This window comes from Pseudomonas sp. FP2294 (genome assembly GCF_030687625.1).
Classification (GTDB): Bacteria; Pseudomonadota; Gammaproteobacteria; order Pseudomonadales; family Pseudomonadaceae; genus Aquipseudomonas; species Aquipseudomonas shahriarae.
Window position 1 is genome coordinate 850,093 of the sequence record NZ_CP117441.1, and the last position, 19,963, is coordinate 870,055.

General features: G+C 57.9%; 17 protein-coding genes and 2 tRNA genes. 18 read left to right on the forward strand and 1 reads right to left on the reverse strand.

What is annotated here, in order from left to right:
- Nucleotides 1-71 precede the first annotated feature (71 nt).
- The 3 genes from carB to PSH73_RS03615 are packed head-to-tail and all read left to right on the forward strand — an operon-like array spanning nucleotide 72 to nucleotide 4,199.
- Entirely contained in the window at nucleotides 72-3,293 is a 3,222-nt protein-coding gene (carB, locus tag PSH73_RS03605; protein WP_057960660.1) for a carbamoyl-phosphate synthase large subunit, read from the forward strand.
- Nucleotides 3,290-3,766, forward strand: a complete 477-nt coding sequence (greA, locus tag PSH73_RS03610; protein ID WP_032862903.1) for a transcription elongation factor GreA — start codon at nucleotides 3,290-3,292, stop codon at nucleotides 3,764-3,766. The genes carB and greA overlap by 4 nt, the downstream gene beginning before the upstream one ends.
- 28 nt (nucleotides 3,767-3,794) lie before the next feature.
- Nucleotides 3,795-4,199, forward strand: coding sequence for a hypothetical protein (locus tag PSH73_RS03615; RefSeq protein WP_057444151.1), 405 nt, complete (start codon nucleotides 3,795-3,797; stop codon nucleotides 4,197-4,199).
- Nucleotides 4,200-4,207: 8 nt separating this feature from the next.
- Here the strand turns inward: PSH73_RS03615 and PSH73_RS03620 are convergent, their stop codons facing one another.
- A complete protein-coding gene (locus PSH73_RS03620; RefSeq protein WP_029298992.1) occupies nucleotides 4,208-4,516 on the reverse strand; it encodes a YhbY family RNA-binding protein in 309 nt (102 codons plus the stop codon).
- 105 nt (nucleotides 4,517-4,621) lie between these two features.
- On the opposite strand from PSH73_RS03620, the gene rlmE reads away from it, so the two are divergent.
- From rlmE to pnp, 15 genes are all read left to right on the forward strand, one after another.
- Nucleotides 4,622-5,272, forward strand: coding sequence for a 23S rRNA (uridine(2552)-2'-O)-methyltransferase RlmE (gene rlmE, locus PSH73_RS03625; protein WP_038445965.1), 651 nt, complete (start codon nucleotides 4,622-4,624; stop codon nucleotides 5,270-5,272).
- 200 nt (nucleotides 5,273-5,472) lie between these two features.
- On the forward strand, nucleotides 5,473-7,383 hold the full coding sequence (gene ftsH, locus PSH73_RS03630; protein WP_029298988.1) for an ATP-dependent zinc metalloprotease FtsH: 1,911 nt from the start codon (nucleotides 5,473-5,475) through the stop codon (nucleotides 7,381-7,383).
- Nucleotides 7,384-7,391: 8 nt separating this feature from the next.
- Nucleotides 7,392-8,243, forward strand: coding sequence for a dihydropteroate synthase (folP, locus tag PSH73_RS03635; RefSeq protein WP_057960658.1), 852 nt, complete (start codon nucleotides 7,392-7,394; stop codon nucleotides 8,241-8,243).
- A gap of 16 nt (nucleotides 8,244-8,259) precedes the next feature.
- Nucleotides 8,260-9,597 carry a phosphoglucosamine mutase gene (gene glmM, locus PSH73_RS03640; RefSeq protein WP_057440170.1) on the forward strand — a complete coding sequence of 446 codons (1,338 nt, stop codon included), beginning with the start codon at nucleotides 8,260-8,262 and terminating at the stop codon, nucleotides 9,595-9,597.
- Between the two features lie 66 nt (nucleotides 9,598-9,663).
- Entirely contained in the window at nucleotides 9,664-10,419 is a 756-nt protein-coding gene (tpiA, locus tag PSH73_RS03645; protein WP_057960657.1) for a triose-phosphate isomerase, read from the forward strand.
- 4 nt (nucleotides 10,420-10,423) lie between these two features.
- A complete protein-coding gene (gene secG, locus PSH73_RS03650) occupies nucleotides 10,424-10,807 on the forward strand; it encodes a preprotein translocase subunit SecG (RefSeq protein WP_029298979.1) in 384 nt (127 codons plus the stop codon).
- Between the two features lie 21 nt (nucleotides 10,808-10,828).
- A tRNA-Leu gene (locus tag PSH73_RS03655) sits at nucleotides 10,829-10,914 on the forward strand.
- Between the two features lie 96 nt (nucleotides 10,915-11,010).
- A tRNA-Met gene (locus PSH73_RS03660) sits at nucleotides 11,011-11,087 on the forward strand.
- A gap of 140 nt (nucleotides 11,088-11,227) precedes the next feature.
- On the forward strand, nucleotides 11,228-11,686 hold the full coding sequence (gene rimP, locus PSH73_RS03665; protein ID WP_032862957.1) for a ribosome maturation factor RimP: 459 nt from the start codon (nucleotides 11,228-11,230) through the stop codon (nucleotides 11,684-11,686).
- 59 nt (nucleotides 11,687-11,745) lie between these two features.
- Nucleotides 11,746-13,227 carry a transcription termination factor NusA gene (gene nusA, locus PSH73_RS03670; RefSeq protein WP_038445977.1) on the forward strand — a complete coding sequence of 494 codons (1,482 nt, stop codon included), beginning with the start codon at nucleotides 11,746-11,748 and terminating at the stop codon, nucleotides 13,225-13,227.
- Nucleotides 13,228-13,254: 27 nt separating this feature from the next.
- Nucleotides 13,255-15,780 (forward strand): translation initiation factor IF-2, encoded by a 2,526-nt coding sequence (infB, locus tag PSH73_RS03675; protein WP_057440169.1) that lies wholly within the window; start codon nucleotides 13,255-13,257, stop codon nucleotides 15,778-15,780.
- Nucleotides 15,781-15,939: 159 nt separating this feature from the next.
- Nucleotides 15,940-16,335 (forward strand): 30S ribosome-binding factor RbfA, encoded by a 396-nt coding sequence (gene rbfA / locus PSH73_RS03680; RefSeq protein ID WP_029298974.1) that lies wholly within the window; start codon nucleotides 15,940-15,942, stop codon nucleotides 16,333-16,335.
- Between the two features lie 3 nt (nucleotides 16,336-16,338).
- Nucleotides 16,339-17,256: a tRNA pseudouridine(55) synthase TruB gene (truB, locus tag PSH73_RS03685; RefSeq protein ID WP_003176136.1), complete on the forward strand. Its 918-nt coding sequence runs from the start codon at nucleotides 16,339-16,341 to the stop codon at nucleotides 17,254-17,256.
- Nucleotides 17,257-17,371: 115 nt separating this feature from the next.
- Complete coding sequence (gene rpsO, locus PSH73_RS03690; RefSeq protein ID WP_003176135.1) at nucleotides 17,372-17,641, forward strand: 30S ribosomal protein S15; 270 nt, start codon at nucleotides 17,372-17,374, stop codon at nucleotides 17,639-17,641.
- Between the two features lie 194 nt (nucleotides 17,642-17,835).
- On the forward strand, nucleotides 17,836-19,941 hold the full coding sequence (gene pnp, locus PSH73_RS03695) for a polyribonucleotide nucleotidyltransferase (RefSeq protein WP_057960656.1): 2,106 nt from the start codon (nucleotides 17,836-17,838) through the stop codon (nucleotides 19,939-19,941).
- Nucleotides 19,942-19,963 lie beyond the last annotated feature (22 nt).

The window sequence follows — 19,963 nt, forward strand, 5'->3', positions numbered from 1 at the left end:
GCCCCCGCAGGCTCTTCAAAGATTGTTCAAGACGGCTTGCCGACTGACCTGCGGATTTGAGTGACAAACCCATGCCAAAACGTACAGACATAAAAAGCATCCTGATTCTCGGCGCTGGCCCGATCGTGATCGGCCAGGCCTGCGAATTCGACTACTCCGGCGCCCAGGCCTGCAAGGCCCTGCGCGAAGAGGGTTACCGCGTCATCCTGGTGAACTCCAACCCGGCCACCATCATGACCGACCCGGACATGGCCGACGCCACCTACATCGAACCGATCAAGTGGCAGACCGTTGCCAAGATCATCGAGAAAGAGCGTCCGGACGCACTGCTGCCGACCATGGGTGGCCAGACTGCACTGAACTGCGCCCTGGACCTGGAGCGCGAAGGCGTCCTGGAAAAGTTCGGCGTAGAGATGATCGGCGCCAATGCCGACACCATCGACAAGGCTGAAGACCGTTCGCGTTTCGACAAGGCCATGAAGTCTATCGGTCTTGATTGCCCGCGCTCGGGTATCGCCCACAGCATGGAAGAGGCCAACGCGGTTCTCGAAAAGCTCGGCTTCCCGTGCATTATCCGGCCGTCCTTCACCATGGGCGGCACCGGCGGCGGTATCGCTTACAACCGTGAAGAGTTCGAAGAAATCTGCGCCCGCGGCCTGGATCTGTCGCCGACCAAAGAGCTGCTGATCGACGAATCCCTGATCGGCTGGAAAGAGTACGAGATGGAAGTTGTCCGCGATAAAAAGGACAACTGCATCATCGTCTGCTCGATCGAAAACTTCGACCCGATGGGTGTGCATACCGGTGACTCGATCACCGTTGCTCCTGCGCAAACCCTGACGGACAAGGAATACCAGATCATGCGTAACGCCTCGTTGGCGGTACTGCGTGAGATCGGCGTTGAAACCGGTGGTTCCAACGTTCAGTTCGGTATTTGCCCGAACACAGGCCGTATGGTCGTGATCGAGATGAACCCGCGTGTGTCGCGTTCTTCGGCGCTGGCATCAAAAGCTACCGGGTTCCCGATTGCGCGCATCGCTGCCAAGCTGGCGATCGGTTACACCTTGGACGAGCTGCAAAACGAAATCACTGGCGGCGCTACGCCGGCGTCCTTTGAGCCGTCGATCGACTACGTAGTTACTAAGCTGCCACGCTTCGCTTTCGAGAAGTTCCCGAAAGCCGACGCCCGCCTGACCACCCAGATGAAGTCGGTCGGTGAAGTCATGGCCATTGGCCGGACATTCCAGGAGTCCCTGCAGAAAGCCCTGCGTGGCCTGGAAGTGGGCGTTTGCGGTCTGGATGAGAAGCTCGACCTGAGCAATCCGGAAAGCATGAGCATTCTCAAGCGCGAGCTGACCGTGCCGGGCGCCGAGCGTATCTGGTACGTGGCTGACGCCTTCCGCGCGGGCATGACCGTCGAAGACATCTTCGGCATGAACATGATTGATCCGTGGTTCCTGGTGCAGATCGAAGATCTGATCAAGGAAGAAGAGAAGGTCAAGACCCTGGGTCTTTCCTCTATCGACCGCGACCTGATGTTCCGTCTCAAGCGCAAAGGCTTCTCCGACCAGCGTCTGGCCAAACTGCTGGGCGTGACCGAGAAAAACCTGCGCACCCACCGCCACAAACTGGACATCTTCCCGGTCTACAAGCGTGTTGACACGTGCGCCGCAGAGTTCGCCACCGACACCGCGTACCTGTACTCCACCTACGAGGAAGAGTGCGAAGCCGCGCCGTCGGGCCGCGACAAGATCATCATCCTGGGCGGCGGTCCAAACCGTATCGGTCAGGGCATCGAGTTCGACTACTGCTGCGTACACGCCGCCCTCGCCCTGCGCGAAGACGGGTACGAGACCATCATGGTCAACTGCAACCCGGAAACTGTTTCCACTGACTACGACACTTCCGACCGCCTGTACTTCGAGCCGGTAACGCTGGAAGACGTGCTGGAAATCTGTCGCGTCGAGAAGCCAAAAGGCGTGATCGTGCAGTATGGCGGGCAAACTCCGCTGAAACTGGCGCGTGCCCTGGAAGCGGCTGGCGTGCCGATCATCGGTACCAGCCCTGACGCCATCGACCGTGCCGAAGACCGTGAGCGCTTCCAGCAAATGGTCGAACGCCTGAACCTGCGCCAGCCGCCAAACGCGACCGTGCGCAGCGAAGACGAAGCCATCCGTGCAGCCAGCAAGATCGGCTACCCGTTGGTGGTGCGTCCGTCCTACGTGCTGGGCGGCCGGGCGATGGAAATCGTCTACGAAGAAGAAGAACTCAAGCGTTACCTGCGTGATGCGGTGAAAGTGTCCAACGACAGCCCGGTGCTGCTGGATCACTTCCTCAACTGCGCCATCGAGATGGATGTGGATGCGGTCTGCGACGGTACCGACGTGGTGATCGGCGCGATCATGCAGCACATCGAGCAGGCGGGTGTTCACTCCGGTGACTCCGCGTGCTCCCTGCCGCCGTACTCGCTGCCGCTGCACATCCAGGACGAGATGCGCGAGCAGGTCAAGAAAATGGCTCTGGAGCTGGGCGTGGTCGGCCTGATGAACGTACAGTTGGCGCTGCAAGGCGAAGACATCTACGTCATCGAAGTCAACCCGCGTGCTTCGCGTACCGTGCCGTTTGTTTCCAAGTGCATCGGTGTGTCCCTGGCGATGATTGCCGCCCGTGTCATGGCCGGTAAGACCTTGAAGGAAATCGGCTTCACCAAGGAAATCATCCCGAACTTCTACAGCGTGAAAGAGGCGGTATTCCCATTCGCCAAATTCCCTGGTGTGGACCCGATCCTGGGCCCAGAGATGAAGTCCACCGGTGAAGTGATGGGCGTGGGCGATACCTTCGGCGAAGCATTCGCCAAGGCCCAGATGGGCGCCAGCGAAGTGCTGCCGACCGGCGGTACTGCGTTTATCAGCGTGCGTGATGATGACAAGCCGCTGGTTGCAGGCGTGGCCCGTGATCTGATCAACTTGGGCTTCGAAGTCGTGGCCACCGCCGGGACCGCCAAGCTGATTGAAGCCGCGGGCCTGAAAGTGCGTCGCGTGAACAAGGTAACGGAAGGTCGTCCGCACGTGGTCGATATGATCAAGAATGACGAAGTCACCCTGATCATCAACACCACCGAAGGTCGCCAGTCGATCGCGGATTCCTACTCCATTCGTCGTAACGCCTTGCAGCACAAGATCTACTGCACCACCACCATTGCTGCTGGCGAAGCCATCTGTGAAGCGCTCAAGTTCGGTCCGGAAAAGACCGTGCGTCGCTTGCAGGATTTACACGCAGGATTGAAGGCATGATCAAATACCCAATGACTGTCCAGGGCGCCAAGGCCCTGGAAGAGGAGCACGCCCATCTGACCAAGGTCGTACGTCCAAAGCTGAGCCAGGACATCGGTACGGCCCGTGAGCTGGGCGACTTGAAGGAAAACGCCGAATACCATGCTGCCCGTGAGCAGCAGGGGATGGTCGAGGCGCGGATCCGTGATATCGAAGGGCGCATGCAGAATGCGGTCATCATTGATGTCACGACTATTCCCAAGACCGGCAAGGTGATTTTCGGCACGACTGTAGAAATCGCCAACGTCGAGACGGATGAAAGCGTGACTTACCACATCGTGGGTGAGGACGAGGCTGACTTCAAGCTCGGCAAGATCTCCGTCGGTTCGCCCCTGGCCCGCGCCTTGATTGCCAAGGAAGAGGGTGATGTGGTGGCCGTCAAGACGCCCGGTGGCGTGATCGAGTACGAGATTGTCGAAGTTCGTCACATCTGAAAAACGGCGCCCGCTTCGAGCGGGCGCCATGCTTTGGCAGTTGGCCCAGATGCTTTGGGTTGGCGGGCTATGGCTGTTGCATCTTGGTGTATTGCCGGTGCTGGGCATGATTGGCCTGGCGCCGTTGCTGATCGATGAGATCGGCGGATTATTGAGTGCGCTGCTGGTGGGATTTGCGGCGGCGTGCGTGATTCTCCAGGCATTGGTGCTGGTCAAGGCCGAGGGCTTGGGGAGTTTGTGGCGGGATATGCGCGGGCAACTGCTGTTGATGGCGCTGTATGCGTGCGCAATGTATTGCGTGGTGCGCATATTGCTGCCGGAAGCGTTGCGCTGGCAGCTGTTCAGCTATCTTGTGCTAGGGTTTTCTGGCTTGGTGCTGGTGGTACAGCCTGCGCCGGGATGGAGTGGCAGGGCGCGCGAAGCGCGCCCGTGACCCTTGCATCATTTGAAGCGATGAACGTTCGACAGTTGCTTGTTGGCGCTGAAATTCTTGCGATACAGCAGCGCCATCTTGCCGATGACCTGAACCAGGTCCGCTTTGCCCACCTTGCACAGTTCTGCAATGGCGGCCAGGCGCGCTTCGCGATCAAGGATGTTGACCTTGATCTTGATCAGCTCGTGATCGCCTAATGCGCGTTCAAGTTCGGCTAACACACCTTCAGTCAAACCGTTGTCGGCCACAATCAAAACTGGTTTCAGATGGTGGCCAATGGATTTGTACTGTTTCTTCTGCTCTTGAGTGAGCGGCATAATCTGACCCCTGCGTCTGATCTTGTAAAAAGCGGCGGCCAGTTTACCCGAGCGAGTCCGGGACCGCCCAGTTAATCACGACCCGTTTTATTTTCGAGGTGGCCCGTGGCCCGTTCCAAAACTAGCCTTAATTGGCTTAAAGAGCATTTCAACGATCCTTACGTCAAAAAGGCGCAAAAGGATGGCTACCGTTCCCGGGCCAGCTACAAGCTGCTGGAAATCCAGGAAAAGGACCGGTTGATCCGTCCCGGCATGAGCGTAATTGATCTCGGCGCAGCCCCCGGTGGCTGGTCCCAGGTGACCAGTCGTCTGATTGGTGGGCAAGGCCGTTTGATCGCTTCCGATATCCTGGAAATGGATAGCATCCCTGATGTGACCTTCGTGCATGGCGACTTTACCCGTGATGATGTACTGGCACAGATCCTCGAGGCTGTCGGAAATTCGCAGGTAGACCTTGTGATTTCGGATATGGCCCCCAATATGAGTGGATTACCAGCCGTGGATATGCCACGCGCCATGTTCCTGTGCGAATTGGCACTGGATCTGGCAGGAAGGGTTCTGCGTCCGGGTGGTGATTTTCTGGTCAAGGTCTTCCTTGGGGAAGGTTTTGACGAGTACCACAAGAACATGCGCAAGCTGTTCGACAAGGTGCAGACCCGCAAGCCTGACTCCTCGAGGGACAGGTCTCGCGAGCAGTATTTGCTGGGCCGCGGCTATCGCGGTGTCGAAGGCGCTGCCAGTGATGAGCGTCTTTAAAGGTTTTAAGGGAGTCGATAGGTTTTTTTATATCGCTTTCGTCACGAAGCTTTACGAATATTGTGTAGTCAAAGTTTCACAAAGGGTTACAGACGGCGCCTGCCAGAGTTGTAGGTAATGTAGTAAGTTAGGCCGGTGAATATCATGCGAAGCGCGCGCCAGTAGCGGAGCTTGCTTCAGAGGGTAGTTAATTGAACGATATGGCAAAGAATCTGATCCTGTGGTTGATCATCGCGGCTGTCCTGGTGACGGTGATGAACAACTTCTCCAGCCCTAACGAGCCGCAGACCCTCAACTATTCCGACTTCATCCAGCAAGTTAAGGATGGCAAGGTCGAGCGCGTAGCGGTTGATGGCTACGTGATCACTGGCAAGCGCAACGATGGCGACAGCTTCAAGACCATCCGTCCGGCGATCCAGGACAATGGTCTGATCGGCGACCTGGTGGACAACAAGGTGGTCGTTGAGGGCAAGCAGCCTGAGCAGCAGAGCATCTGGACCCAGCTCCTGGTGGCCAGCTTCCCGATCCTGGTGATTATCGCCGTCTTCATGTTCTTCATGCGCCAGATGCAAGGCGGCGCAGGGGGCAAGGGCGGACCGATGAGCTTCGGCAAGAGCAAGGCCCGCCTGCTTTCCGAAGACCAGGTAAAAACCACCCTGGCTGACGTTGCCGGTTGCGACGAAGCCAAGGAAGAAGTTGGCGAGTTGGTCGAGTTCCTGCGCGATCCGGGCAAATTCCAGCGCCTGGGTGGCCGTATTCCTCGCGGTGTACTGATGGTCGGTCCTCCGGGTACCGGTAAAACCCTGCTCGCCAAGGCTATTGCCGGCGAAGCCAAGGTGCCGTTCTTCACCATTTCCGGTTCCGACTTCGTCGAGATGTTCGTCGGTGTGGGCGCCAGCCGTGTGCGTGACATGTTCGAGCAGGCCAAGAAGCACGCGCCATGCATCATCTTCATCGACGAAATCGACGCTGTTGGTCGCCATCGTGGTGCTGGCATGGGCGGTGGTCATGACGAGCGTGAGCAGACCCTCAACCAGTTGCTGGTCGAGATGGACGGCTTTGAAATGAATGACGGCATCATCGTGATTGCCGCCACCAACCGTCCTGACGTACTTGACCCGGCGCTGCTGCGTCCGGGCCGTTTCGACCGTCAGGTTGTGGTTGGCTTGCCAGATATCCGTGGCCGCGAGCAGATTCTCAAGGTTCACATGCGCAAAGTGCCAATGGGCGACGACGTCGCTCCAGGCGTGATTGCTCGCGGTACCCCTGGTTTCTCCGGTGCCGACCTGGCCAACCTGGTGAACGAGGCCTCGCTGTTCGCTGCCCGTACCGGCAAGCGCATTGTCGAGATGAAAGAATTCGAGCTGGCCAAAGACAAGATCATGATGGGTGCCGAGCGCAAATCCATGGTCATGTCCGAGAAAGAGAAGCAGAACACCGCTTATCACGAGGCTGGTCACGCCATTGTCGGTCGCGTTGTGCCTGAGCACGACCCGGTCTACAAAGTGTCGATCATTCCTCGCGGCCGGGCACTGGGTGTCACCATGTTCCTGCCGGAAGAGGATCGTTACAGCCTCTCCAAGCGCGCTCTGATCAGTCAGATCTGCTCGCTGTACGGCGGTCGTATCGCTGAAGAGATGACCTTGGGCTTTGACGGTGTGACCACCGGCGCTTCCAACGACATCATGCGTGCCAGCCAGATTGCCCGGAATATGGTTACCAAGTGGGGCCTGTCCGAAAAACTCGGCCCGCTGATGTATGCCGAGGAAGAAGGCGAAGTGTTCCTGGGTCGTGGTGGTGGCGGTCAAAGTGCCAGCTTCTCCGGCGAGACTGCCAAGCTGATCGACTCTGAAGTGCGCAGCATCATTGACCAGTGCTACGGCACGGCCAAGCAGATCCTCACCGATAACCGTGACAAGCTCGACGCCATGGCCGATGCCCTGATGAAGTACGAGACCATTGATGCCGAGCAGATCGACGACATCATGGCTGGTCGTACGCCTCGCGAGCCTCGTGATTGGGAAGGTGGTTCGGGTACTTCAGGCACACCGCCAGTGGTACAGAACGAACGCCCGGAAAACCCAATCGGCGGCCCGGCTGCCGACCTTTAAGGCTTGAAATGACTTCTGTGTTGTCCTCCACCCGGTTGCCTTGCGGCAGCCGGGTTCTTGATTTGGCCCATACGCATGTTATGGGCATTCTTAATGTAACCCCTGATTCCTTTTCCGATGGTGGTCGCTTCAGCCAGCTGGATGCGGCGTTGCGCCATGCAGCGGCAATGGTAGCTGCGGGTGCGACCATTATTGATGTGGGGGGCGAATCAACCCGGCCTGGCGCGCGTGCTGTTTCCCCTGTGGAGGAAATGGAGCGTGTTGCGCCGATTGTCGAGCGTATTCACCGCGAACTGGATGTCATTATTTCGGTAGACACCTCGACCCCGGCGGTCATGCGCGAAACCGCGCGGCTCGGGGCCGGACTGATCAATGACGTGCGCTCGCTGCAGCGCGACGGCGCGCTGGATGCGGCGGCAGCCACCGGGTTGCCTGTCTGTCTGATGCATATGCTCGGCGAGCCCGGGACGATGCAGGACGCGCCGCACTATGATCACCTGGTCGCAGAAGTGACGGAATTTCTTGTCGATCGCATTGCCCAATGCGCCGCTGTGGGAATTGCCCCTGAGCGGATCATTCTCGATCCCGGGTTTGGTTTTGCCAAAACCCTGCAGCACAACCTGAGCCTGTTCAAACATATGGAATCGCTGCATGCCCTTGGTCGCCCCCTGTTGGTTGGGGTGTCGCGCAAGAGCATGATAGGCATGGCCTTGAATCGCCCTGTGGGTGAGCGTCTGTACGGCGGTCTGGCCCTGGCGGCGCTTGCCGTGGCCAAGGGCGCGCGTATTCTGCGGGTGCACGATGTGGCCGAGACAGTTGACGTTGTACGGATGATCGAAGCAGTAGAATCAGCCGAATAAGAATGATGGAGCACTTATGACAAAGAAATATTTTGGCACCGACGGTATTCGTGGTCGGGTCGGCGAATTCCCGATCACTCCGGACTTTATGCTCAAGCTGGGCTGGGCGGCCGGGATGGCCTTCCGCAGCATGGGGGCATGCCGCATCCTGGTGGGTAAGGACACGCGGATTTCTGGCTATATGTTCGAGTCTGCGCTGGAGGCGGGCCTGTCTGCCGCCGGGGCAGATGTGATGTTGCTGGGGCCGATGCCTACGCCGGCGATCGCTTACCTGACGCGTACCTTTCACGCTGAAGCCGGTATTGTGATCAGTGCCTCGCACAATCCCCATGATGACAATGGCATCAAATTCTTCTCGGGCCAGGGCACCAAGCTGCCGGACGCGATCGAGCACATGATTGAAGAGTTGCTGGATGCGCCGATGACCGTCGTCGAATCGAGCAAGCTGGGCAAGGTCTCACGGATTAACGATGCGTCTGGCCGTTATATCGAATTCTGCAAAAGCAGCGTGCCTACCAGCACTAATTTTGCCGGGCTCAAGGTGGTCATCGACTGTGCCCATGGTGCAACCTACAAGGTTGCTCCGAGTGTATTCAAGGAGTTGGGTGCCGAGGTTACAGTGCTGTCGGCCCAGCCCAACGGCCTGAACATCAACGATAACTGTGGTTCGACCCATATGGGTCAATTGCAGGCAGCGGTATTGGCCGAGCACGCGGACCTGGGTATTGCCTTCGATGGCGACGGTGACCGCGTGTTGATGGTCGATCATACCGGCGCCATCGTCGACGGTGACGACCTGCTGTTCATCATTGCCCGCGACCTGCATGAGCGTAACAAGCTGCAAGGTGGCGTGGTCGGTACCCTGATGAGTAATCTGGGGCTGGAGCTGGCCCTGGCAGACCTGGGGATCCCGTTCGTGCGGGCCAATGTGGGCGACCGCTACGTGATTGCCGAGCTGCTGGAGCGCAACTGGCTGGTAGGTGGCGAGAATTCGGGGCATGTCGTGTGCTTCCAGCACACCACGACCGGGGATGCGATCATTGCGGCGCTGCAGGTGCTGTTGGCCCTGCGTCGGCGTGACGAAAGCCTGGCCCTGGCGCGCCAGGCGCTGCGCAAGTGCCCGCAGGTGCTGCTCAATGTGCGCTTTTCGGGTGGCGAAAACCCTATCGAGCACCCGGCGATCAAGGAAGCCTGTGAGCGCGTTACCGTCGCTATGGCGGGGCGTGGTCGGGTCTTGTTGCGCAAGTCGGGGACCGAGCCTTTGGTGCGTGTGATGGTCGAAGGCGATGATGAAACACAGGTTCGCGGCTACGCCGAAGAGCTGGCAAAACTGGTAACTGAAGTTTGCGCCTGAATTCGGCTTGCCAGTGTTGATGTGGTTGGGTAACATCTGCGCCCACTTTGACCGACGAGGTACAGCATGCGTCGCACTATGGTAGCTGGTAACTGGAAGATGCACGGTACCCGCGCCAGTGTCGCTGAGCTGGTCAATGGCCTTCGTCACCTGGCCCTGCCGAGCGGTGTTGATATCGCGGTATTCCCGCCTTGCTTGCATATCAACCAAGTGGTTGATGGCTTGAAAGGCAAGTCGATCCAGGTCGGCGCGCAGAATTCTGCGGTGGAAGCCATGCAGGGTGCGTTGACCGGTGAGATTGCACCGAGTCAGCTGGTGGATGCGGGTTGTTCCTATGTGCTTGTTGGGCACTCCGAGCGCCGTCAGATGATGGGCGAACGTGATGGGATACTCAATCGCAAGTTCGCAGCAGCACAGGCTTGTGGCCTGATTCCGGTGTTGTGCATAGGGGAGACCCTTGAGCAGCGTGAATCGGGCAAGACTCTTGAAGTTGTCTCGCGTCAGCTGGGCAGCATCATCGAGGAGTTGGGTGTTGGTGCGTTTGCAAAGGCAGTGATTGCTTACGAGCCGGTCTGGGCCATTGGCACCGGGCTGACTGCTACACCGCAACAGGCGCAGGATGTGCACGCAGCCATTCGCGCGCAGTTGGCGGCAGAGAATTCTGAGGTCGCACAAGGTGTGCGGCTTCTATACGGCGGCAGCGTGAAGGCGGCCAATGCGGTCGAACTGTTCGGCATGCCGGATATCGATGGGGGGCTCATTGGTGGAGCTTCCCTGAATGCAGATGAGTTCGGTGCGATTTGTCGCGCCGCGGGAAACTGAGAAAATGCTGGAAACAGTCGTAGTCGTTTTTCATCTGTTGGGTGCACTGGGCGTTGTTGCCCTGGTATTGCTGCAACAGGGTAAAGGTGCGGACGCTGGTGCGTCTTTCGGGGCAGGTGCTTCAAATACTGTGTTCGGAAGCCAAGGTTCCTCTACCTTTCTTAGTAAGTTTACTGCTATACTTGCCGCCGGTTTCTTCATAACCAGCCTGGGGTTAGGTTACTTTGCTAAAGAGAAAGCTCATGTGCTGACTCAAGCAGGTTTGCCAGATCCAGCAGTGTTGGAAGTTCCAAAAGCAAAACCGGCTTCTGATGATGTCCCGGTGCTTCAAGAGCAAAAGTCGGCTACTCCAGCGACTGACGTGCCTCCAGCTCAAGAGCAGAAGTAAGAAGGTTGTAAACGCTGTATTGCCGAGGTGGTGGAATTGGTAGACACGCAACCTTGAGGTGGTTGTGCCCATAGGGTGTAGGGGTTCGAGTCCCCTTCTCGGTACCAATTATCAGGAGAGCCCGCTGTTGCGGGCTTTCTTGTAGGTGGAAGGTTACATTGACCCTGTAAGGGATCGGTCGTATACTTCCGCCCCAGCTTTGTCGCGGGGTGGAGCAGTCTGGTAGCTCGTCGGGCTCATAACCCGAAGGTCGTCGGTTCAAATCCGGCCCCCGCAACCAGTTTTAGCGGAGCCCCTTTTAAGGGGCTTTTTGTTAGCTGGACACTTTCAACGCCGCTGTTCGACGGCGTTTCAAGGATGGGCGTTTCGCCCATTTTTTTATTTTGCACAGCATGCACATACATGCACGAGGGGGTTCAGGTGTCGAGCAAGCTAGAAGAGTTGCAGGCCTTGCTGGCCCCGGTGGTCGTGGCCCTAGGCTATGAATGCTGGGGTATTGAGTTTTCGGCTCAAGGTCGCCACTCAATGTTGCGCGTTTATATCGATAAAGAGGGCGGTGTGCTGGTGGACGATTGTGCCATCGTCAGCCGTCAGATCAGCGGTGTCCTGGATGTTGAAGATCCGATCGCCGTTGAATACACCCTCGAAGTTTCCTCGCCAGGCATGGAACGCCCACTGTTCACTATTGAGCAGTTTGCTAAATATGTCGGTGAACAAGTGAAGATCAAGCTGCGATCCCCTTTCGAAGGGCGACGCAACTTTCAGGGCCTTCTGCGCGGTGTAGAAGAACAGGATGTAGTGGTGCAGGTAGAAGACCACGAGTTCCTGTTGCCGATCGATATGATCGACAAGGCCAACATTATTCCCAGTTTTGACTGAGACGTGCCAGAAACTGCGGATCCCGCGGATCCAATGGCTTGCGAAAGGCGAGGCGTACGATGAGCAAAGAAGTACTGCTGGTTGTTGAGTCGGTATCCAATGAAAAGGGCGTACCGGCTAACGTGATTTTTGAAGCGCTGGAGTTGGCCCTGGCCACTGCTACCAAAAAGCGTTTTGAAGACGAAGTTGATCTGCGTGTGGAAATCAATCGCCATACCGGAGCTTATGAGACTTTCCGTCGCTGGACAGTCGTTGAAGAAGCCGATCTTGATGATCCGGCCATCGAAACCTGGCCAAGCAAGGTTGCGCAAACGCATCCGGGCGCCCAGGTGGGTGACGTCGTCGAGGAAAAGATCGAGTCCATCGAGTTCGGCCGCATCGCTGCACAGACTGCCAAGCAAGTCATTGTGCAAAAGGTCCGTGAAGCCGAGCGCGCTCAAGTCGTTGACGCCTATCGCGAGCGCCTGGGGGAAATCATCTCCGGCACCGTGAAGAAAGTGACCCGCGACAACGTGATCGTCGATCTAGGTAACAATGCTGAAGCGTTGCTGGCCCGTGAAGACATCATTTCCCGCGAAACCTTCCGTGTCGGCGTGCGTTTGCGTGCGCTGCTCAAGGAAATCCGCACTGAGAACCGTGGCCCTCAACTGATCCTGTCGCGTACCGCGCCGGAAATGTTGATCGAGCTGTTCCGTATCGAAGTGCCGGAAATTGCCGAAGGCCTGATCGAAGTCATGGCTGCGTCCCGCGACCCGGGTTCGCGCGCTAAGATCGCGGTCCGCTCCAAGGACAAACGCATCGACCCGCAGGGTGCTTGCATTGGTATGCGCGGTTCGCGCGTCCAGGCAGTGTCGGGCGAATTGGGCGGTGAGCGTGTGGATATCGTGCTGTGGGACGATAACCCGGCGCAGTTCGTGATCAACGCCATGTCCCCGGCTGAAGTCGCGGCAATTATTGTTGACGAGGATGCCCATGCAATGGACATCGCCGTTGGCGCAGACAATCTGGCCCAGGCCATCGGTCGCGGTGGTCAGAACGTGCGTCTGGCCAGCCAGTTGACTGGCTGGACCCTGAACGTCATGACCGAATCGGACATCCAGGCTAAGCAGCAAGCAGAAACCGGCGACATCCTGCGCAACTTCATCGATGAGCTGGAAGTCGACGAAGATCTGGCACAGGTGCTGGTAGATGAAGGCTTTACCAGCCTGGAAGAGATTGCCTACGTACCGGTGGAGGAAATGCTCAACATCGACGGCTTTGACGAAGACACCGTCAACGAGCTTCGCGCTCGGGCCAAGGATCGCTTGTTGACTAAAGCCATCGCTACTGAGGAAAAGCTGGCAGACGCCCATCCGGCCGAAGACCTGCTCTCGCTTGAGGGTATGGACAAGGATTTGGCGATGGAACTGGCGGTGCGCGGCGTAATTACCCGCGAAGACCTGGCCGAGCAGTCTATTGACGACCTGCTCGACATCGACGGCATTGACGATGATCGTGCCGGCAAGTTGATCATGGCCGCCCGAGCCCATTGGTTCGAGTAATTAGGCGCGGCCTGAGGAGAGAAGTGCATGACGCAAGTCACGGTGAAACAACTGGCCGATGAGGTCAAAACACCGGTAGAGCGCCTGTTGCAGCAGATGCGTGAGGCAGGTCTGCCGCACACCGCCGCCGAGGAACATGTGAGCGACAGTGAGAAGCAATCGTTGCTGACTCACTTGAAAAGCAGCCACAAGGCGAAAGTGGAAGAACCGCGCAAGATTACATTGCAGCGCAAAACAACCAGCACCCTGCGGGTGGCTGGTAGCAAGAGCATCAGCGTTGAAGTGCGTAAGAAGAAAGTCTTCGTACAGCGCAGCCCGGAAGAAATCGAAGCCGAGCGCAAACGCGAGATGGACGAACGTCGCGCAGTAGAAAATGCTGCACGTCAGAAGGCTGAAGAAGAAGCCAAGCGTCGCGCCGAAGAAGAAGCGCGTCGCCAGCCTGCTGCTGCGCAACCTGCTGGTACTGACGCAGTCGCTGCGCCTAGCGCGCCTGTAGAAGCTGTGCGTGAGGCCGCTCCGGTTGCCGCTGCACCAGCGCCTGCTGCTGACGCTCGCAAGCGCGACGAACCTCGTCGTCCGGACAAACCACGTGCCGACGATAACAATCGTCGTAGCGGCGGTGGCGATGGCGAGCGTAAAAACGCTCCACATCGTGCTTCGGTCAAAGAGAAAGCGCCTGCTCCGCGCGTTGCCCCACGGACTACCGACGAAGAAAGCGATGGCTTCCGTCGTGGTGGTCGCGGCAAGGCCAAGCTGAAGAAACGCAACGCCCACGGTTTCCAGAGCCCAACCGGCCCTGTCGTGCGTGAAGTGAAGATCGGCGAGACCATCACTGTTGGCGATCTCGCTCAGCAGATGTCGGTCAAGGCTGCTGAAATCATCAAGTTCATGTTCAAGCTGGGTACTCCAGCCACCATCAACCAGGTACTGGACCAGGAAACTGCCCAGCTGGTTGCTGAAGAGCTGGGCCACAAAGTGACCCTGGTCAGCGACACCGCCCTGGAAGATTCCCTGGCCGAGTCCCTGAAGTTTGAAGGTGAAGCGGTTTCCCGTGCTCCAGTCGTGACCGTCATGGGCCACGTTGACCACGGTAAGACTTCCCTGCTCGACTACATCCGTCGTGCCAAGGTTGCAGCGGGCGAAGCCGGCGGCATTACCCAGCACATCGGTGCCTACCACGTTGAAACCGACCGTGGCATGGTGACGTTCCTCGACACCCCTGGTCACGCCGCGTTTACCGCCATGCGTGCCCGTGGTGCCAAGGCGACCGACATCGTGATCCTGGTGGTTGCAGCGGACGACGGCGTGATGCCGCAAACCATCGAAGCCGTTCAGCATGCTAAAGCAGCTGGCGTGCCGCTGGTGGTTGCCGTGAACAAAATCGACAAGCCGGGCGCTGATCTCGATCGCATCCGTAGCGAACTGTCGGTTCATGGCGTGACTTCCGAAGAGTGGGGTGGCGACACTCCATTCGTACCGGTCTCGGCGAAGATGGGTACCGGCGTTGACGAACTGCTCGAAGCAGTCCTGTTGCAAGCCGAGGTCCTGGAACTGACCGCTACCCCATCGGCTCCTGGCCGTGGTGTTGTGGTTGAATCCCGCCTCGACAAGGGCCGTGGCCCGGTTGCGACCGTTCTGGTTCAAGACGGTACCCTGCGCCAAGGCGACATGGTGCTGGTCGGTTCGAACTACGGCCGTGTACGTGCCATGCTCGACGAGAACGGCAAGCCAATCAAGGAAGCCGGTCCAGCCATCCCTGTCGAGATTCTCGGCCTGGACGGTACCCCGGACGCTGGCGACGAGATGAGCGTAGTTGCCGACGAGAAGAAAGCCCGTGAAGTGGCTCTGTTCCGTCAAGGCAAGTTCCGCGAAGTCAAGCTGGCCCGTGCTCACGCCGGCAAGCTGGAAAACATCTTCGAGAACATGGGCCAGGAAGAGAAGAAGACGCTTAACATCGTCCTCAAATCTGACGTCCGTGGTTCCCTCGAAGCGTTGAACGGCGCCTTGAACGGCCTGGGTAACGACGAAGTGCAAGTGCGTGTTGTCGGTGGCGGTGTCGGTGGTATCACCGAATCCGACGCCAACCTGGCACTGGCTTCCAACGCTGTACTGTTCGGCTTCAACGTGCGTGCCGATGCTGGCGCACGGAAGATCGTCGAGCAGGAAGGCCTGGACATGCGTTACTACAACGTCATCTACGACATCATCGAAGACGTCAAGAAAGCCCTCACCGGCATGCTTGGCAGTGACGTTCGGGAAAATATCCTGGGTGTCGCCGAAGTCCGTGACGTGTTCCGTTCGCCGAAGTTTGGCGCGATCGCCGGTTGCATGGTTATCGAAGGTACTGTGCACCGTAACCGTCCAATCCGTGTACTGCGTGAAGACATCGTTATCTTCGAAGGCGAGCTGGAATCCCTGCGCCGCTTCAAGGATGACGCTTCCGAAGTACGTGCCGGCATGGAATGCGGTATTGGCGTCAAGAGCTACAACGACGTCAAGCCTGGCGACAAGATCGAAGTCTACGAGAAGGTTCAGGTTGCTCGCAGCCTCTAACTCGCGCACTTCAGGAGCCACGCCGCGTGTGGGCATGCAAATGCCCCGCGCAGTGTCCGGACTCTAAACGCAACGCCCGGTCTGGCTTTTGTCAGGCCGGGCGTTTGCCGCTTTCAGACCCCACGGGTTTCACCGTGTGGCAGTAACAGGTAACAAGACATGGCAAAAGAATACAGCCGTACCCAACGTATCGGCGATCAGATGCAGCGCGAGCTGGCCCAACTGATCCGTCGCGAAGTCAAAGACCCGCGCGTTGGCCTGGTCACCATCACCGCTGTTGAAGTGAGCCGTGACGTCGGTCACGCCAAGATCTTCATCACCGTGATGGGTCAGGACAACAGCGAAGAAATCGCGCAAAGCATCAAGGTGCTCAACTCCGCTGCAGGTTTCCTGCGTATGCAGTTGGCCCGTGAGATGAAGCTGCGCAGCGTGCCCCAGTTGCACTTCCACTACGACGAAAGCGTCGTGCGTGGTGCGCACCTGTCGGCCCTGATCGAGCGCGCCGTGGCTGAAGACAATCAGCATCCGTCCACACCTGAAGACGCCAAGGAGTAAGCGGTGGCTCAGGTCAAACGTATCCGTCGTAACGTCAGCGGCATCATCCTGCTCGACAAGCCCATTGGTTTTACCTCCAATGCGGCGTTGCAGAAGGTCCGCTGGCTGCTCAATGCCGAAAAGGCCGGGCACACTGGTAGCCTCGACCCCCTGGCTACTGGCGTGTTGCCATTGTGCTTTGGCGAGGCCACCAAGTTCTCGCAATACCTGCTCGATTCGGACAAGGGTTACGAAACCCTTATGCAGCTGGGCAAGACCACCACCACGGCAGACGCCGAAGGTGATGTTCTGCAGGTTCGCGACGTGACCGTTGGTCGTGCAGATATCGAGGCTGCCTTACCCGCTTTTCGTGGGCAAATCAGTCAGATACCGCCGATGTACTCGGCTCTCAAGCGTGATGGCCAGCCTCTTTACAAGCTGGCACGTGCGGGCGAAGTAGTGGAGCGTGAACCGCGTTCTGTTACTATTGCGCGCTTGGAATTGCTCGCCTGTGAAGGCGACACCGCCCGCTTGGCCGTGGACTGCAGCAAAGGCACCTATATCCGTACCCTGGTGGAAGATATTGGTGAACAGCTCGGTTGCGGCGCGTACGTTGCAGAACTGCGACGCACCCAGGCTGGCCCTTTCACCCTGGCCCAGACGGTCACGTTGGAAGAGTTGGAAGCTGTACATGCCGAAGGCGGCAATGAAGCAGTTGATCGCTTCCTGATGCCATCGGACAGCGGTTTGCTGGATTGGCCATTGCTGCACTTCTCGGAACACAGCGCGTTCTACTGGCTCAACGGCCAGCCGGTCCGCGCACCGGATGCTCCGAAGTTCGGCATGGTGCGGGTACAAGATCATAACGGTCGCTTTATCGGTATCGGTGAAGTGAGCGAAGACGGGCGCATCGCGCCGCGTCGGCTGATTCGGTCAGAATGACCGAACGAGTGTGGCTGTTAACAGGCACGGTCAACACTCATTTTTAGATACAGGGATTTGTCCCTGGCCTGTTGAAACTGCCCTTTGGGTGGTTTCCTGAAAAAAGGATTGCCTCATGGCTCTCGACGTTCAAGAAAAAGCACAAATCGTAGCTGACTATCAGCAAGCTGTTGGTGACACTGGTTCGCCAGAAGTGCAAGTTGCACTGCTGACCCACAACATCAACAAGCTGCAGGGTCACTTCAAGGCCAACGGTAAAGATCACCACTCCCGTCGTGGTCTGATCCGCATGGTAAACCAGCGCCGTAAGTTGCTGGACTACCTGAAAGGCAAGGATCTGGGCCGTTACCAGGCTCTGATCGGTCGCCTGGGTCTGCGTCGCTAATCAGCGATTGCGCTAGAGGTTGGTTGTTTGCCGTGTGTCAGTGGGTTTCCCGCTGGCCCATGGCAGGCTCCCAGCCTCAAGTTTTATCTGGATACACGTTTTACCCTGGACAAGGGTTGGGCCGATTCCCGACATTGCCCAAGAATTTCGCAAGAAGACAAGTTCCCCAAGAGCCACAAAGAAGGTAGGACACCGTGAACCCGGTAATCAAAAAATTCCAGTTCGGTCAGTCGACCGTTACCCTCGAGACAGGCCGTATTGCCCGTCAAGCCTCCGGCGCAGTGCTGGTCACCGTTGACGACGACGTTACCGTATTGGTAACCGTTGTAGGCGCCAAGACCGCTGACCCAAGCAAAGGCTTCTTCCCTCTTTCCGTTCACTACCAGGAAAAGACTTACGCTGCCGGTAAGATCCCTGGTGGTTTCTTCAAGCGCGAAGGCCGTCCTTCCGAGAAAGAAACCCTGACTTCCCGACTGATCGACCGTCCGATCCGTCCGCTGTTCCCAGAAGGCTTCATGAACGAAGTGCAGGTTGTCTGCACCGTCGTTTCCACCAGCAAGAAGACCGATCCGGACATCGCTGCGATGATCGGCACCTCGGCTGCCCTGGCCATCTCCGGTATTCCTTTCGATGGCCCGATCGGCGCAGCTCGCGTTGCTTTCCACGAAAGCACCGGCTACCTGCTGAACCCAACTTACGAACAACAGAAAGCTTCGAGCCTGGACATGGTCGTTGCCGGTACTTCGGAAGCCGTGTTGATGGTTGAATCGGAAGCCAAAGAGCTGACCGAAGACCAGATGCTGGGCGCTGTACTGTTTGCTCACGACGAGTTCCAGGTTGTGATCAACGCTGTTAAAGAACTGGCTGCCGAAGCCGCCAAGCCGACCTGGACCTGGGCTCCTCAGCCAGAAGCCACTGAACTGCTGGGCGCTATCCGCTCCGAGTTCGGTGCTGCGATCTCCGACGCCTACACCATCACCATCAAGGCCGACCGTTACGCTCGCCTGGGTGAACTGAAGGATCAGGTTGTTGCCAAGCTGTCCGGTGAAGAAGGCCAGCCTTCTTCCAGCGAAGTCAAAGCAGCCTTCGGCGAAATCGAATACCGCACCGTTCGCGAAAATATCGTTAACGGCAAGCCACGTATTGACGGTCGCGACACCCGCACCGTACGTCCGCTGAATATTGAAGTCGGCGTTCTGCCGAAGACCCACGGTTCGGCCCTGTTCACCCGTGGTGAAACCCAGGCCCTGGTAGTCGCGACTCTGGGTACTGCCCGTGACGCACAACTGCTGGACACCCTGGAAGGCGAGAAAAAAGACCCGTTCATGCTTCACTACAACTTCCCTCCGTTCTCGGTAGGTGAGTGTGGTCGCATGGGGGGTGCTGGTCGCCGCGAAATCGGTCACGGCCGCCTGGCCCGTCGTTCGATTGCAGCCATGCTGCCTGCCGCCGACGTGTTCCCGTACACCATCCGTGTGGTGTCGGAAATCACCGAGTCCAACGGTTCCAGCTCCATGGCTTCCGTTTGCGGTGCTTCCCTGGCATTGATGGACGCTGGTGTGCCGATGAAGGCGCCAGTTGCCGGTATCGCCATGGGTCTGGTTAAAGAAGGCGAGAAGTTCGCCGTCCTGACCGACATCCTGGGTGACGAAGACCACCTCGGCGACATGGACTTCAAAGTAGCCGGTACCGCCAAAGGTGTTACCGCGCTGCAGATGGACATCAAAATCAAGGGCATCACCGAAGAAATCATGGAAATCGCTCTGGGCCAAGCCCTGGAAGCGCGCCTGAACATCCTCGGCCAGATGAACCAGATCATTGGTCAGTCCCGCACCGAGCTGTCGGAAAATGCTCCGACCATGATCGCGATGAAAATCGACACCGACAAAATCCGTGATGTCATCGGTAAAGGCGGCGCGACCATCCGTGCGATCTGTGAAGAAACCAAGGCTTCGATCGACATCGAAGACGACGGTTCGATCAAGATCTTCGGCGAAACCAAGGAAGCGGCTGAAGCTGCACGCCAGCGCGTCCTGGGCATCACCGCTGAAGCCGAGATCGGCAAGATCTACGTCGGTAAGGTTGAGCGCATCGTCGACTTCGGCGCGTTCGTCAACATCCTGCCGGGCAAGGACGGTCTGGTTCACATCTCCATGCTGAGCGATGCTCGCGTAGAGAAAGTGACCGACATCCTGAAAGAAGGCCAGGAAGTGGAAGTGCTGGTACTGGACGTGGACAACCGCGGCCGTATCAAGCTGTCCATCAAGGACGTAGCAGCAGCCAAGGCTTCGGGCGTTTAATTACTCCCAGGCTTTACGCTGA

What these genes read in the sequence shown, in the direction of transcription:
- carB (WP_057960660.1), top strand. Translation starts at nt 72, where the DNA reads ATGCCAAAACGTACAGACATAAAAAGCATCCTGATTCTCGGCGCTGGC.
- greA (WP_032862903.1), top strand. Translation starts at nt 3,290, where the DNA reads ATGATCAAATACCCAATGACTGTCCAGGGCGCCAAGGCCCTGGAAGAG.
- PSH73_RS03615 (WP_057444151.1), top strand. Translation starts at nt 3,795, where the DNA reads ATGCTTTGGCAGTTGGCCCAGATGCTTTGGGTTGGCGGGCTATGGCTG.
- PSH73_RS03620 (WP_029298992.1), bottom strand. Translation starts at nt 4,516, where the DNA reads ATGCCGCTCACTCAAGAGCAGAAGAAACAGTACAAATCCATTGGCCAC.
- ftsH (WP_029298988.1), top strand. Translation starts at nt 5,473, where the DNA reads ATGGCAAAGAATCTGATCCTGTGGTTGATCATCGCGGCTGTCCTGGTG.
- folP (WP_057960658.1), top strand. Translation starts at nt 7,392, where the DNA reads ATGACTTCTGTGTTGTCCTCCACCCGGTTGCCTTGCGGCAGCCGGGTT.
- glmM (WP_057440170.1), top strand. Translation starts at nt 8,260, where the DNA reads ATGACAAAGAAATATTTTGGCACCGACGGTATTCGTGGTCGGGTCGGC.
- tpiA (WP_057960657.1), top strand. Translation starts at nt 9,664, where the DNA reads ATGCGTCGCACTATGGTAGCTGGTAACTGGAAGATGCACGGTACCCGC.
- secG (WP_029298979.1), top strand. Translation starts at nt 10,424, where the DNA reads ATGCTGGAAACAGTCGTAGTCGTTTTTCATCTGTTGGGTGCACTGGGC.
- nusA (WP_038445977.1), top strand. Translation starts at nt 11,746, where the DNA reads ATGAGCAAAGAAGTACTGCTGGTTGTTGAGTCGGTATCCAATGAAAAG.
- infB (WP_057440169.1), top strand. Translation starts at nt 13,255, where the DNA reads ATGACGCAAGTCACGGTGAAACAACTGGCCGATGAGGTCAAAACACCG.
- rbfA (WP_029298974.1), top strand. Translation starts at nt 15,940, where the DNA reads ATGGCAAAAGAATACAGCCGTACCCAACGTATCGGCGATCAGATGCAG.
- rpsO (WP_003176135.1), top strand. Translation starts at nt 17,372, where the DNA reads ATGGCTCTCGACGTTCAAGAAAAAGCACAAATCGTAGCTGACTATCAG.